This window comes from Streptomyces sp. NPDC048254 (assembly GCF_043201895.1).
Classification (GTDB): domain Bacteria; phylum Actinomycetota; class Actinomycetes; order Streptomycetales; family Streptomycetaceae; genus Streptomyces.
Map to the genome: position 1 here is coordinate 172,211 of NZ_JBICZJ010000004.1, position 12,890 is coordinate 185,100.

General features: G+C 72.3%; 12 protein-coding genes and 2 pseudogenes. 9 read left to right on the forward strand and 5 right to left on the reverse strand.

The annotated features are described in order from the left end of the window. Positions 1–83: 83 nt before the first annotated feature. Positions 84–1,271, reverse strand: a complete 1,188-nt coding sequence (locus tag ACGFZQ_RS13450) for an ROK family protein (RefSeq protein WP_393840476.1) — start codon at positions 1,269–1,271, stop codon at positions 84–86. 139 nt (positions 1,272–1,410) lie between these two features. On the opposite strand from ACGFZQ_RS13450, the gene ACGFZQ_RS13455 reads away from it, so the two are divergent. The 3 genes from ACGFZQ_RS13455 (at position 1,411) to ACGFZQ_RS13465 (ending at position 4,312) form a co-directional block, all read left to right on the forward strand. After that, positions 1,411–2,889, forward strand: coding sequence for an APC family permease (locus ACGFZQ_RS13455; protein WP_393840477.1), 1,479 nt, complete (start codon positions 1,411–1,413; stop codon positions 2,887–2,889). 60 nt (positions 2,890–2,949) lie between these two features. Further along, positions 2,950–3,462, forward strand: a complete 513-nt coding sequence (locus tag ACGFZQ_RS13460; RefSeq protein WP_393840478.1) for a GNAT family N-acetyltransferase — start codon at positions 2,950–2,952, stop codon at positions 3,460–3,462. Between the two features lie 82 nt (positions 3,463–3,544). Continuing rightward, complete coding sequence (locus tag ACGFZQ_RS13465; RefSeq protein WP_393840479.1) at positions 3,545–4,312, forward strand: ArsR/SmtB family transcription factor; 768 nt, start codon at positions 3,545–3,547, stop codon at positions 4,310–4,312. Positions 4,313–4,385: 73 nt separating this feature from the next. On the opposite strand, the gene ACGFZQ_RS13470 is transcribed toward ACGFZQ_RS13465, so the two are convergent. Both ACGFZQ_RS13470 and ACGFZQ_RS13475 read right to left on the reverse strand, forming a co-directional pair. Further along, positions 4,386–4,826 carry an SPW repeat protein gene (locus tag ACGFZQ_RS13470; protein ID WP_351737715.1) on the reverse strand — a complete coding sequence of 147 codons (441 nt, stop codon included), beginning with the start codon at positions 4,824–4,826 and terminating at the stop codon, positions 4,386–4,388. 213 nt (positions 4,827–5,039) lie between these two features. Further along, entirely contained in the window at positions 5,040–5,630 is a 591-nt protein-coding gene (locus ACGFZQ_RS13475) for an RNA polymerase sigma factor (RefSeq protein WP_393840480.1), read from the reverse strand. A gap of 174 nt (positions 5,631–5,804) precedes the next feature. Here ACGFZQ_RS13475 and ACGFZQ_RS13480 point away from each other — a divergent pair, with 174 nt between their 5' ends. Beyond that, complete coding sequence (locus ACGFZQ_RS13480; protein ID WP_393840481.1) at positions 5,805–6,842, forward strand: MerR family transcriptional regulator; 1,038 nt, start codon at positions 5,805–5,807, stop codon at positions 6,840–6,842. 62 nt (positions 6,843–6,904) lie between these two features. On the opposite strand, the pseudogene ACGFZQ_RS13485 reads toward ACGFZQ_RS13480, so the two are convergent. Both ACGFZQ_RS13485 and ACGFZQ_RS13490 read right to left on the reverse strand, forming a co-directional pair. Then, positions 6,905–7,435, reverse strand: a pseudogene (locus tag ACGFZQ_RS13485) (deoxyribodipyrimidine photo-lyase); the annotation flags it as partial. 74 nt (positions 7,436–7,509) lie between these two features. Next, on the reverse strand, positions 7,510–9,039 hold the full coding sequence (locus ACGFZQ_RS13490; RefSeq protein ID WP_393840482.1) for an SDR family oxidoreductase: 1,530 nt from the start codon (positions 9,037–9,039) through the stop codon (positions 7,510–7,512). Between the two features lie 227 nt (positions 9,040–9,266). Between ACGFZQ_RS13490 and ACGFZQ_RS13495 the strand changes: the two genes are divergently transcribed. The 5 genes and pseudogenes from ACGFZQ_RS13495 (at position 9,267) to ACGFZQ_RS13515 (ending at position 12,824) form a co-directional block, all read left to right on the forward strand. Then, on the forward strand, positions 9,267–9,434 hold the full coding sequence (locus ACGFZQ_RS13495) for a hypothetical protein (RefSeq protein ID WP_351737705.1): 168 nt from the start codon (positions 9,267–9,269) through the stop codon (positions 9,432–9,434). A 251-nt stretch (positions 9,435–9,685) separates the two neighbouring features. Beyond that, a pseudogene (locus ACGFZQ_RS13500) lies at positions 9,686–9,886 on the forward strand (hypothetical protein); the annotation flags it as partial. A 229-nt stretch (positions 9,887–10,115) separates the two neighbouring features. Next, positions 10,116–10,478, forward strand: coding sequence for a bifunctional 3-phenylpropionate/cinnamic acid dioxygenase ferredoxin subunit (locus ACGFZQ_RS13505; protein ID WP_382530847.1), 363 nt, complete (start codon positions 10,116–10,118; stop codon positions 10,476–10,478). Next, positions 10,475–11,638 (forward strand): NAD(P)/FAD-dependent oxidoreductase, encoded by a 1,164-nt coding sequence (locus ACGFZQ_RS13510; RefSeq protein ID WP_393840483.1) that lies wholly within the window; start codon positions 10,475–10,477, stop codon positions 11,636–11,638. Before ACGFZQ_RS13505 ends, ACGFZQ_RS13510 begins: the two co-directional genes overlap by 4 nt. Before the next feature lie 52 nt (positions 11,639–11,690). After that, positions 11,691–12,824 carry an aromatic ring-hydroxylating dioxygenase subunit alpha gene (locus ACGFZQ_RS13515; RefSeq protein ID WP_393840484.1) on the forward strand — a complete coding sequence of 378 codons (1,134 nt, stop codon included), beginning with the start codon at positions 11,691–11,693 and terminating at the stop codon, positions 12,822–12,824. Positions 12,825–12,890 lie beyond the last annotated feature (66 nt).

The window sequence follows — 12,890 nt, forward strand, 5'->3', positions numbered from 1 at the left end:
ACTTTACTAACTCGCCTCAAGCTAGGGATCCGAGAGGGCGGTGTCAATCACCGTGGCGCCCGGGCGAGGTCGCCGCGCCGGATTCAGGCCGTGCCCGACCTGCGCTCGAAGACCAGGTCACGGGCGGTGTCGAGGGCCGTGGCCACCGCGCCGAGCAGCACCGCGTCCTCGCCGAGCCGGCTGGGCGCGAGCTTCGGGCGCAGCGGGGTGAGCGTGCGCAGATGCTCCCGTACCGGGCGCAGCAGCAGGTCGACACTGTGGCCGACCCCGCCGCCCAGCACCACCAGGTCGGGGTCGAGTACGGCGGCGGCCGCCGCCACCGTGTGAGCGATCCGCTCGCCCTCAAGGCGTACCGCCTCGACGGCGGCGGGGTCGCCCTGCCGGGCCGCGTCGAACACGGACTTCGCGGTGAGCTGGCCGGTCATCCCGAACCGGCGGGCCGCCTCGACCACGGCCACCCCCGACACCGCGTCCTCCAGCCGCTCCGGCTTGCGCTGCCGTCCGGGCCAGGGCAGGAAGCCGATCTCCCCGGCGAGCCCGTGCGCCCCCGTGAACAGCCGCCCCTCGCTGACGACCCCCATCCCCAGACCGGTGCCGATCATGATGTAGGCGAACAGCCGGCTGCCCGCCCCGACGCCGTAGGTGTACTCGCCGAGCGCCGCGAGATTGGCGTCGTTGTGCACCTCCAGCGGGACGCCCAGTTCCTCGTGCATCCGGTCGAACAGCCCGGCGCGCCCCCAGCCCGGCAGATGCATCGCGTACCGCACCCGCCGCTGCCGCTCGTCGTACACACCGGGCGTGCCCACCACCCCGTGCACCACCTCGGCCGGATCGACCCCGGAGTTGGCGACGACCTGCCGTGCGGTGCTCACCAGCAGGTCGGCCATCGCGTCCGAACCGCGGGCCCGGTTGCGCACGTCGGAGCGGGCGACCAGGGTGCCGTCCAGGTCGGCGACCGCCACCCGCAGCCAGCCGCGGCCCACGTCGACGCCGAGTGCGTACCCGGCCGCCGGGTCGGGCGCGTACAGCACGGCGGTGCGGCCGCGCTCCGGGGCGTGGGTACCGACCTCGTGGACCAGGCCCGCCGACTCCAGTGCCGCGAGCGCGCTGGACACCGTCGGCTTCGACAGGCCGGTCTCGCGGGCGAGTTGGGCGCGGGAGGCGGAACCGAGCCGGCGCAGCCGGTCCAGCAGCAGCCGCTCGTTGGTGCTGCGCAGTCGCTGCCGGCTCCAGGGCTGTTCCTGCTGCTCTACGACGTCGCTGGCGGCCATCACACCATTCTCACCGATTCCTGACGCATACTTGACGCGTCTAGTAAGGCTCCTTAACTTTATCGGCCATCCCGCCGAATCGGCCGCCGCCTGTCGTCGCGTCCCGCCCCTTCCCTCAGTGCCTCGTTTAGGAGCCCCCATGCCCGGTAGTCCCGGTAGCCCCGGTAGTCCCCTCGGTCCTGGCAGCCCGCCGTCCGAAGGCGGTTTCGTCCGGCGCGTCGGCCTGTTCCAGGCCACCGCCATCAACATGAGCCAGATGTGCGGCATCGGCCCGTTCGTGACCATCCCGCTGATGGTGTCCGCGTTCGGCGGCCCGCAGGCGGTGATCGGCTTCGTCGCGGGCGCCCTGCTCGCGCTCTGCGACGGTCTCGTCTGGGCCGAACTCGGCGCCGCGATGCCCGGCTCCGGCGGCAGTTACGTCTATCTGCGCCAGGCCTTCCAGTACCGCACCGGACGCCTGATGCCGTTCCTGTTCGTCTGGACGGCGATGCTCTTCATCCCGCTGATCATGTCCACGGGTGTGGTCGGCTTCGTGCAGTACCTGGGTTATCTCGCCCCCGGCCTCGGCCAGACCTCCGGCGACCTGATCGGGCTCGGCATCATCGCCCTGGTGGTGCTCCTGCTCTGGCGGGGCATCGAGCACATCGCCCGGATCACCGCCGTGATGTGGACGGTGATGATCGCCTCGGTGCTGCTGGTGATCGTCGCCGCGGCGAGCGACTTCAGCCCGCACATGGCGTTCACGTACCCGGCGAACGCCTTCGACCTGACCGGCGACCACTTCTGGCTGGGCTTCGCGGCGGGCCTGACCATCGGCATCTACGACTACCTCGGCTACAACACCACCGCCTACATGGGCGCCGAGATCAAGGACCCCGGCCGCACCCTGCCACGCTCCATCCTCTACTCCATCGCCGGCATCATGGCGATCTACCTGCTGCTGCAGATCGGCACGCTCGGCGTCATCGACTGGCACCGCATGACGAACCCGGACGACATCGCCTCGACCTCGGTCGCCTCCGCGGTCCTGGAGAAGACCTGGGGCAAGGGCGCCGCCGACACGGTGACCGTGCTGATCCTGGTCACGGCCTTCGCCTCGGTCTTCACCGGCCTGCTCGGCGGCTCCCGGGTGCCCTACGACGCGGCCCGCGACCGCGTCTTCTTCCGCCCCTACGAGAAGCTCCACCCCAGGCACCGCTTCCCGATGCTGGGGCTCGCGACCATGGGCGTGATCACCGCGATCGGCTTCCTGATCGGCCGCCACACCGACCTGGCCACGCTGATCCAGCTGCTCACCACCGTGATGGTGATCGTGCAGGCGCTGGCCCAGATCGTGGCGCTCACGGTGCTGCGCCGCCGCAGGCCGACGCTGAAACGGCCGTACCGCATGTGGCTCTACCCCGTGCCGAGCATCATCGCCTTCGCCGGCTGGTGCGTGATCTACGGCTACGCCGACAGGAACTCCCCGGGCCGTCACCCCATCGAGTGGTCGCTGGCCTGGCTCGCTCTCGGCTGTGTGGCGTTCCTGGTCTGGGCGCGCCTGGAGAAGGTGTGGCCGTTCGGGCCCAAGGAGATCAGTGAGGAGTACGTGACCCCCGAGAGCCCGGTCGCGGTGTAGTCTGCGAACACACTTCAGCCTCACCGACGGGACCAACTCCCGTCGGGTGAGGCTTTTTTCATGTCCGACATCACAGAAACCGACGTCGTCGTCCGCCCGGCCTCCGTCGTGGACCGCCCTGTCGTCGAACGGTTGTGGCTGATGTTCCGCCACGACCTGTCCGAGTTCCGCCAGCTCCTGCCAAGGCCCGACGGGACGTTCCCCACCGAACGCGTCGAGGACGCCTTCTCCTCGCCCGGCTGGGCGCCCTACCTGTTCGTACAGGGCGGGCGTCCGGTCGGCTTCGCGTTCGTCCGGGGCCTGGGCGCGCCCGTGCGGGTGCTCAACAGCTTCTTCGTGGTCCGCGGCGCCCGCCGGACGGGCCTCGGGTTGCGTACCGTCCGTGAGGTCCTGACCCGGCATCCGGGCAACTGGGAGATCGCGTTCCAGTACGAGAACCCGGGCGCCGTCGCCTTCTGGCGGCGGGTCGCGGCCGAGCTCGCGGGCGACGCCTGGACGGAGGAGACCCGTCCGGTGCCGGGCAGGCCGGAGCTGCCGCCGGACGTGTGGATCTCGTTCGGCGTGGGGGACTGAGTGCGCGGCACGCGCAGCCGGGATTGACATGCAGGTATCTGCCTGCATAACGTTGAGTGTGCGATCAGAGGGTGACGGTGGGATGGACCAGGTCTTCAAGGCGCTGGCCGACGACACGCGCAGGCGGTTGCTGGACCGGCTGCACGAGCAGAACGGGCAGACGCTGGGTGAGCTGTGCGAGCACATCGCGATGACCCGGCAGTCGGTGACCCAGCATCTGGCCGTCCTGGAGGCCGCGAACCTGATCAGCACGGTGCGGCGGGGGCGGGAGAAGCTGCACTACCTCAACCCCGTGCCGCTCCACGAGATCCAGGAGCGGTGGATCGACAAGTTCGAGCGCCCGCGGCTGCGCGCGCTCGGCGACCTGAAGCGACGAGCCGAGGAAGCCATGAGCGACAAGCCCAGCTATGTCTACGTCACCTACATCGCCAGCACTCCCGAGAAGGTCTGGGACGCCCTCACGGACGCCGACCTGACCGCCGTCTACTGGGGGCACGCCAACGTCTCCGACTGGCGGCCCGGCTCCCGCTGGGAGCATGTGCGCACCGACGGCTCCGGCATCGCCGACGTGGTCGGCACCGTCGTCGAGAGCGAGCGCCCGACCCGGCTGGTCACCAGCTGGGCCGCGCCGGAGCATGAGGGGGAGCCGGACCGGCACTCCCGGCTCACCTTCGACATCCAGCCGCACGCCGACATCGTCCGGCTCACCGTCACCCACGAGGACCTGGACGGCGAGGACGAACTGCGCGCCATCTCGGCCGGCTGGCCGGCCGTGCTGTCCAACCTGAAGTCCCTCATCGAGACCGGCAGCCCGCTCCCGCAGGAGCCCTGGCTGGTGCCCGGCCTCTGAACACGCGGCGGGGCCGGTCCGCCGTCACCGGACCGGTCCCGCGTCCTCCCTTCCAAGGGGGAGCTCGGTGTGGCTACGGCATGGGCGTCCGCCTGGCCGCCGAAGCGGCACACACCAGCCCGAGGCAGAGTGCCAGCGCGCCGATGATCACGTTGTTGATGATGACGCCCGTGTCCGGGCTGCGGCCGACCACCCAGGGCGCGATGATCATCCAGATACCCAGGGCGCACATGGCCCAGCTGAGGCCGTACATGCGCTCCGGAGCCCGGGTGAACCCCAGCGCCAGCAGGCCTATGGCTATGCCCATGATCAGGTTGTGGGTCATCAGCGCCGGCTGGCTCGCCGTGTAGTGAAGGATCCACGGGGAGGCCGCGCAGTACAGACCGAGCAGGAACACCGGTCCGTCCACGAGGGCCACATCACGACCGCCGAGCATGCGGTCGTAGCGCTCCCGCATCTCGCCTACATCGGGGTGGCTCGATATGTCGCTTCTGCCGTGCGAGACGTTGGCCATGAGTCGTCTCCTTTGACTGTGCAGGCCTGACCGCGTCTGGTGCGTGCGTTATACGCCGCTATCCGACATTCTGCCCTTATTTCTCCTTTATGTGTAGGTCGGGGTACGGGTGTCTCTCCCGGCTCGGGGATGCGGTGCGGGCCGGGACCTGCCGTGCGGATCCGCAGCGTTTCTGCATCGAAAAGCCATGCGGACGGCGAACCGGTGAACGGCTCAGTCGCCCACCTCCTGCGGGAGACAGCCGCGCAGCCGGCGCAGGCCACGACGGGCGTGACTCTTGACCGTGCCCAGCGGCCAGCCGGTGCGTTCCGCGATCTGGGCGTGGGTGAGGTCCTCGTAGAAGGCCAGCCGGAGCACCCGCTGCTGAGGGGCGGGCAGCTTGGCCAGCTCGTGCAGGACGACGACCCGGTCGAGGGCCGCGTCGGGCTGCCGGGCCGTCGGATCGGCCAGGGCGAGCGACGAGCCGGCCGACGCGATCACGGCGAGCCGGCGGGTCCGGGCGGTCAGCGCGTCGGCGATCTTCCGTCTGGTGATCCCCGTGATCCAGCCGCCGATCGAGCCGCGCTCCGGACAGAAACCCCGGCGCCCGCGCCACACCCCGAGGAACACCTGCTGGGTCACGTCCTCCGCCTCCCTGGCGTCGCCCAGGGAGCGCCAGGCCAGCGTGTGCACCAAGGCCGACCAGCGGTGATAGGCCGCCTCCAGGCAGTCCTCGTCACCCGCCACGAGCCCGCGCGCGAGCTCCTCGTCGGTGCGGGCCTCCGCCGTCGGCGCCGACGCGACGGCACTGTCCTGCGGGCTCACGACGGCGGCTCCTCCGGTCGCGCGGCGACCCTCAGGGGGACTCGTGGCCCGGCCGGGCGGCTGCCGGAAGGGCGGCCTCGGGACGGCCGCCGACGCGAGCCCTGGCCCAGCCATCGTCCGGGGCCGGAATCCGGTCCTCAACTCGCATCGTTTCTGCGTCGTATAGTCGCTGCCATGAGCCAGCCATCCGCGCACCGGGACTCCCCGCAGGGCGAGGCGCAGGACCGGCCGGGACGGTCCGCGGCGGCAGGCGTGCCCCTCACGACCGGTGCACTGGCCCGTCGGCTGGGGGTGTCGCCCACCACGCTCCGCTCCTGGGACCGCCGCTACGGCATCGGGCCCGTGGTCCGCGCCGACGGACGGCACCGCCGCTGGGCCCCGCAGGATGTGGCCGTGCTCGAGGAGATGTGCCGGCTGACCTCGTCGGGGGTACCGCCCGCCGAGGCGGCCCGTGCCGCCCGCGAGACCGCTGAGGCATCGCCGGGGACGGCCGGGACGACGGCGCGACCGCCGGACCGTGGCTCTTCGCACGCGGCCGGCACACTGTCGCTCGCCGACGTGCGCCAGGAGTGCCGGGGGCTGGCCCGTGCGGCCGTACGGCTGGACGCCCCGGCCGTCGAGGAACTGCTGACCGCCGCCGTGGAGCAGTACGGCCTCACCGTCGCCTGGCAGGAGGTGATGGTGCCGACCCTGCACGCCGTGGGACGCAAGTGGCTCTCGTCCGGCGACCGTTACGTCGAGGTCGAGCACCTGCTGTCCTGGCATGTCTCCACCGCCCTGCGCCGTCGCACCCCGCCGCCCGACCGGCAGGGCGCCGGACCCGTCGTCCTGGCCTGCGTACCCGGCGAGCAGCACACCCTCCCGATCGAGGCGCTCAACGCCGGACTGGGCGAACTGCGCCTGCCCACCCGCATGTTCGGCGCCGCCGTGCCGGCGGAGGCGCTCGCGGCGGCGGTGCGGCGGCTGGGCCCGTCGGCCGTGGTGCTGTGGGCGCAGGCACGCTCCACGGCCAGCCTGCCGCTGGCCCGGCATGTCGCCGACACCCAGTGGGGAGTGAAGGGGGCGCGCCGCCGTCCCATGGTCGTGCTGGGCGGACCCGGCTGGTCCGGTCCGGCCGCGGCGCGTGGGATGTTCCGGCCGCCGAGCCTGCAGCACGCCCTCGACATCCTCTCCGCCGCGTACCGGGAAGGACCCTCCGGCGACGTGTCCTGACGATCACTCCGGAGGGGGGCCGGGCAGCACCCGCTCGACGTCCGTACCTGCGACGGCGCCGTCACGGCCGACGGCACCGCCCTCGGCTGCGGGGCCCGCGCGAGCACGTCGCGTGGCCGCACGCCGGACCACTGGCGGAAGTACGGGGTGAAGACGGCGAAGTGGTCCGAGGAAGCAGGGGTGAGGTCGCCGGGCGGCACCACGGTGGTCACGGCGTCGTGCACGTGCAGCCGCCGCCCCTCCGCCTCCAGCGCCCGGCGCAGCCGCCGTTCCCGCAGCTGGGCGTAGGCGCTGACGTCACCGGCCAGATGGACTTCGTCGGCGTCCGTCTCGGCGGCCACCTTGCACACCTCCTCGACGACGTCGCCGGAGCGCACCACCAGCCGCCCGCCCCGCTCGCGCAGACCGCCGTCGAGATCCCGCAGGCAGTCGGCGAGGAACGCCAGCCGGTTGGGCACGGCGAACCCGGCGTCCATGACGCCCGTGTCGAGTACGAACAGCGGGACCACCTCGCGGGCCTCGTTCCCGGCCCGCAGCGGCGGATGGTCGTGCAGGCGCAGGTCGGCGGTGAACAGGACGACCGAGACGTTCATGGCGCTTCTCCGGGGTCGAATGGCGGGCGGCCGGTGAGGTACTTCCGGTCCGGCGGGCACCGCGGATGCGGCCGTCACCCGCCGGGTGCGGACTCCCTCGCGAGGGTGGCCGGGACGCGGGCCGCGGCGAGCGCGATGTTGCGGGCCATGCCGCCGAACACGACGGCGTGGAAGGGGGAGACACCCCACCAGTAGGCGTGGCCGAGCAGCCCGTGCGGATGGAACATGGCCCGCTGGCGGTAGCGGGTACGGCCGGCGGGGTCCGTGTCGGCGTACATCTCCAGCCAGGCGAGACCCGGCAGCCGCATCTCGGCCCGCAGCCGCAGCAGACGCCCGGGCTCGATCTCCTCCACCCGCCAGAAGTCCAGCGAGTCGCCGGCCCGCAGCCGCGCCGCGTCCCGCCGCCCCCGGCGCAGCCCCACCCCGCCCACCAGCCGGTCCAGGCCGCCCCGTACCGCCCAGGCCAGCGGGAAGGAGTACCACCCGTTGTCGCCGCCGATCCCCTCGATCACCCGCCACAGGGCCTCCCGCGAGGCGTCCACGGTCAGCTCCCGCCGGTCCGTGTACAGGCTGCCGCCCGCCCAGTCGGGGTCGGTGGGCAGCGGGTCGCTGGGCGCGCCCGGCACCGTCGCCGACGACCAGCGGGTGGTCACCTGCGCGTCCTGGATGCGCCGGAGGGCCAGCCGTACCGCCTCGTCGAAGCCGAACGGATGCCCGGGTGGGTCGGGCACGTACCGCGCGATGTCGTGCTCGTGGCAGACGACCTCGTGGCGCAGCGACTCGGTCAGCGGCCGGGCGATCGACGCGGGGACCGGGGTGACCAGCCCGACCCAGTGACTGGACAGGCCGGGGGTCAGCACCGGCACCGGGAAGATGACCCGGCGGGGCAGTCCGGCGATCGCCGCGTACCGCAACATCATGTCGCGGTAGGTCAGGACGTCCGGTCCGCCGATGTCGAAGGCACGGCTGACGTCGGCCGGCATCCGGGCACTGCCGACGAGATACCGCAGCACGTCGCGGACCGCCACGGGCTGGATGCGGGTGCGCACCCAGCTGGGGGTGATCATGACCGGCAGACGTTCCGTGAGATAGCGCAGCATCTCGAAGGAGGCGGAGCCCGAACCGATGACGACGGCGGCACGGAGGACGGTCGTGGGCACGCCGGAGTCCAGCAGGATCCGGCCCACCTCGGCCCGTGACCGCAGATGCGGCGACAGCTCGGATTCCGCCACGCCCGCCGGCGTCAGACCGCCGAGGTAGACGACGCGCCGCACCCCCGCGGCACGGGCCGACTCGCCGAAGATCCGCGCCGCCCTGCGGTCGGTCGCCTCGAAGTCGGCGCCGGTGCCCAGGGCGTGTACCAGGTAGTAGGCGACATCGACGCCCCGCATGGCCTCGGCGACGCCGGCGGCGTCCAGGACATCGCCCCGCACCACCTCCGCCCGCCCGGCCCAGGGGTGGTCGCGCAGCTTGCCCGGGGAGCGCGCCGGACAGCGCACCCGGTGGCCCTCGGCGAGCAGCTCCGGCACCAGCCTGCCGCCGATGTATCCGGTCGCCCCGGTCACCAGGCAACACGGGCCGGGGGCGTGGTCGTCAGCGTTCATCAGCTCTGCGTCCTCCGCGTCGGCCCCCCTGGAGACCACTTCCACGTGTGCCGTCGTTTCGATTCGGCGGATTCCATGGTCTGCCCGCCGGCGACAACGGTCGACCGGGAGCGGCGGACGGCGGCCCCGTCGGCTCCTTGGGCATGTCCGCGCCCATCGCGGGCAGGCGAACCGCAGGACAGGAGCCGTGTCCGGCCGAAGGAAGGACGCTGGAGGTGTCTGCCGCCATGAGCGCGAAGGTGTTGGAACGTTTCCCCGCCGGAGCTCCGCGGGGATCGTGGCCGGCGGAGGAGTACGCGGCGAAGCGCCGCGCCGAGGGCGAGCCCGCGACGGTCGTGATGGACCTGCGGACGGACGCCTTCCTGGTCGTGGTCCCCGGCCCGGACGACGACTGACCCCCTCACCCGGCCGGGAGCCGTCGGTCCGGGAAACGGCTGTTCCGGCCCTCCGGTGGTACCGGCCGGTGTTGTCGACGCACACCGCCGTGCGGGTCACGAGCACCTCGGCCGGCGGACGTCTTCGGACCCGCACCGGCGGGGCCGCGGGAGCGCATGCGGACGGAGGTGTCTCCGACCGCTGTTTCGGGTTCCGCGATGCGGTGCCGCACCGGCTGCGGGGTGACGGCCGCCGCGGTCCTCGTCCCGACCTGACCGGGGCGGCGAGGGCCGTCGCCGTGGACGTCGGCGACCGCAGGCCGGCCACGGCGCACAGGCTCGGCGTCACCCACACCGTCAACTCCCGGGAGACCGACACCCTCGTCACCGGGACCGTCGCCCTGGACGAGGCCGCGAAGGCCTTCGAAATGACGCGCCACGGTGACGTCCTGCGCTCGGTGGTGGTCCTGTGACGGGCAGGGAGCGGATCGACCGCGGTTTCTGACCGCCCGCGTCCTCGCATTCGAAGGGACGCCCGTTTCTCCTGTTCACCCTTGCCTTCGAGGGCACTTCGGCATGCCGGAGAGCCGCCGCCGCGGCCTGCGCAGACCGGCGAGTGAACTCCTTGACAACGCTTCGGAGGCGCCCCCAGACTGACGTTGCGCTCATCGCAATCCGTTTCGCTATACGCACCGAGGTGTCATGATGATTCCCGCGTGCCGTCTCGCGGATCTGCCGCGAGGCGAGGCCCACCGGCTCGATATCGACCCGCCCGTCTCGGTGTTCCACACCGAGGACGGCGAGCTCTTCGCCATCGACGACACGTGCACCCACCAGGACGCCTCGCTCGCCGACGGCTGGCTGGAGGGCCGCGAGGTCGAATGCCCCCTGCACGCCTCCAAGTTCGACCTGCGGACCGGCGCCGTGGACGCACCCCCGGCCAAACGCCCGGTCCGCACCCACGAGGTCGTCGTCGAGGACGGCACCGTCTACGTCCGGCTGTCCGCCGACGCGCCCAACCTGCCGCCGTGCGTCGCCGCCCGGCTCGCCGGAGGCGCGGCGTGAGGACGGTGGCCGTGGTGGGCGCCTCGCTGGCCGGGCTGTCGGCCGCGCGCTCGCTGCGGCAGCGGGGGTACGACGGCCGGCTGGTCGTCATCGGCGACGAACCCCATCGCCCGTACGACAGGCCGCCGTTGTCCAAGGAGTTCCTGGCCGGCACCCTCGGCGAGGCGGACCTGGCGCTGGAGCGGGACGACGAGGAACTCCGTGCGGAGTGGCTGCTCGGGGCGCGCGCCACCGGGCTGGACCGCGCCGGGCGGGCGATCCGGCTCGCCGACGGCCGGGAGGTCCGCGCCGACGGCGTGGTGGTCGCGACCGGCGCCGCCGCCCGCACCCTGCCCGGCACCGAAGGTCTCGCCGGGGTCCACGTGCTGCGCACCCTCGACGACGCCCGCGCCCTGCGGGACGACCTGGCCCGGGGCGGCCGCCTCGTGGTGATCGGCGGCGGGTTCGTCGGCGCCGAGGTCGCCTCCACGGCGTACGCCCTCGGGCTCGACGTGACCGTGGTCGAGGCGGCACCGACCCCGCTGGCCGGACCGCTCGGCCCGGCCATGGGCGCCGTCGTCTCCGCCCTCCACGCCGACCACGGGGTACGGCTGTTGTGCGGGGTCGGGGTCAAGGGGCTGAGCGGCGAGCGCCAGGTGGCGGCGGTTCTCCTGGAGGACGGCCGCAGTGTGCCCGCCGACATCGTCGTCGTCGGCGTGGGGGCGCGCCCCTGCGTCGAGTGGCTTCAGGGCTCCGGCGTCGCGCTCGACAACGGGGTGAAGTGCGGTGCCGACGGGCGTACCAGCGTGGCCGGGGTGGTCGCCGTCGGCGACTGCGCCAACTGGTACGACCCGGGCGCCGGCGGTCATCGCAGGGTCGAGCACTGGACCGGCGCGCTGGAACGGCCGGCCGCCGCCGTCGCCGCGCTCCTCGCCTACGGGGCGACGGAACCGGGCGTCCCCAGGCCCCCGTACTTCTGGTCCGACCAGTACGGCGTGAAGATCCAGTTCGTCGGACACGCCGCCGGGGCCGACGAGGTGACGGTCGAGGAGGGCTCGACCGACGAGCGCAGCTTCCTCGCCGTCTACCGGCGGGCGGGCCGGCCGGTCGCCGTGCTCGGGATGAACCAGCCGCGGCTCTTCACCCGCATGCGCAAGCAGTTCGGCACCACCGTGTCCTGACCCGGCGCCCCCGCCGTCCCATCGATCCACGACGTTCTCCGAGGAGTGCACCGTGACCTCGACCAGCCTGCCGGACAGCCTGATCGCCACCCTCCCCGGTTCCGCCTACACGGATCCCGGCATCTTCACCCAGGAACAGGAACGCGTCTTCGAGACGATGTGGTTCTGCGTCGCCCGCGCGGCGGACCTGCCGAAGCCCGGCGCGTTCCGCACGGTGGACGTCGGCCGCGAGAGCATCCTCGTCACCCGGGCCCGGGACGGGTCGGTCCGTGCCTACTTCAACGTCTGCCGGCACCGCGGGGCCAGGCTGTGCACCGAGGAGACGGGCGAGGTCAGGCGCGCCTTCCAGTGTCCGTACCACGCCTGGACCTACGACCTGGACGGCAAGCTGGTCGCGGCCCCCAACCTCACCAAGATGCCCGACGTCGGCCGTACCGAGTACGGCCTGGTGGGCGTGGCCGTGCGGGAATGGCTGGGCTATGTGTGGGTGTGCCTGGCGGAGGACCCGCCCTCCTTCGAGGAGGACGTGCTGGGGGCCGTCGTCGAGCGGCTGGGCGACACCGCGTCGATCGAGCACTACGACATCGAGCACCTGTCGGTGGGCCGGCGGATCGTCTACGACGTGCGGGCGAACTGGAAGCTCATCGTCGAGAACTTCATGGAGTGCTACCACTGCGCCACCATCCACCCCGAACTCACCGAGGTGCTGCCCGAGTTCGCCGACGGCTACGCGGCGCAGTACTACGTGGGCCACGGCGCCGAGTTCGGCGCGGACGTCCAGGGCTTCACCGTCGACGGTTCCGAGGGGCTCGACCGCATCCCCGGAGTCGCCGCGGACCAGGACCGGCGGTACTACGCGATCACCGTGAAACCGCAGGTGTTCATCAACCTCGTGCCCGATCATGTGATCTTCCACCGGATGTACCCGGTGGCCGTGGACCGGACGGTCGTCGAGTGCGACTGGCTCTACCTTCCGCACGTCGTGGAGAGCGGCAAGGACGTCAGCCGGTCCGTGGAGCTCTTCGACCGGGTCAACCGCCAGGACTTCGACGCCTGCGAGCGCACCCAGCCCGGGATGAGCTCACGGCTGTACACCAAGGGCGGTGTGCTGGTGCCCAGCGAGCACCACATCGGCGCCTTCCACGACTGGGTCCACGAGCGGCTCGGTACCCGGCGGCCGGAGTGACAGGACCGACATGAGAAGGGAGCGCCCGTGGCCCGCGCGGAACGCGGACGCGGGCCGTACGGCGGT

Bases quoted from the DNA above. Each gene is read 5' to 3' on its own strand.
- ACGFZQ_RS13450 (WP_393840476.1), bottom strand. From the start codon at position 1,271: ATGGCCGCCAGCGACGTCGTAGAGCAGCAGGAACAGCCCTGGAGCCGG.
- ACGFZQ_RS13455 (WP_393840477.1), top strand. From the start codon at position 1,411: ATGCCCGGTAGTCCCGGTAGCCCCGGTAGTCCCCTCGGTCCTGGCAGC.
- ACGFZQ_RS13460 (WP_393840478.1), top strand. From the start codon at position 2,950: ATGTCCGACATCACAGAAACCGACGTCGTCGTCCGCCCGGCCTCCGTC.
- ACGFZQ_RS13465 (WP_393840479.1), top strand. From the start codon at position 3,545: ATGGACCAGGTCTTCAAGGCGCTGGCCGACGACACGCGCAGGCGGTTG.
- ACGFZQ_RS13470 (WP_351737715.1), bottom strand. From the start codon at position 4,826: ATGGCCAACGTCTCGCACGGCAGAAGCGACATATCGAGCCACCCCGAT.
- ACGFZQ_RS13480 (WP_393840481.1), top strand. From the start codon at position 5,805: ATGAGCCAGCCATCCGCGCACCGGGACTCCCCGCAGGGCGAGGCGCAG.
- ACGFZQ_RS13490 (WP_393840482.1), bottom strand. From the start codon at position 9,039: ATGAACGCTGACGACCACGCCCCCGGCCCGTGTTGCCTGGTGACCGGG.
- ACGFZQ_RS13495 (WP_351737705.1), top strand. From the start codon at position 9,267: ATGAGCGCGAAGGTGTTGGAACGTTTCCCCGCCGGAGCTCCGCGGGGA.
- ACGFZQ_RS13505 (WP_382530847.1), top strand. From the start codon at position 10,116: ATGATGATTCCCGCGTGCCGTCTCGCGGATCTGCCGCGAGGCGAGGCC.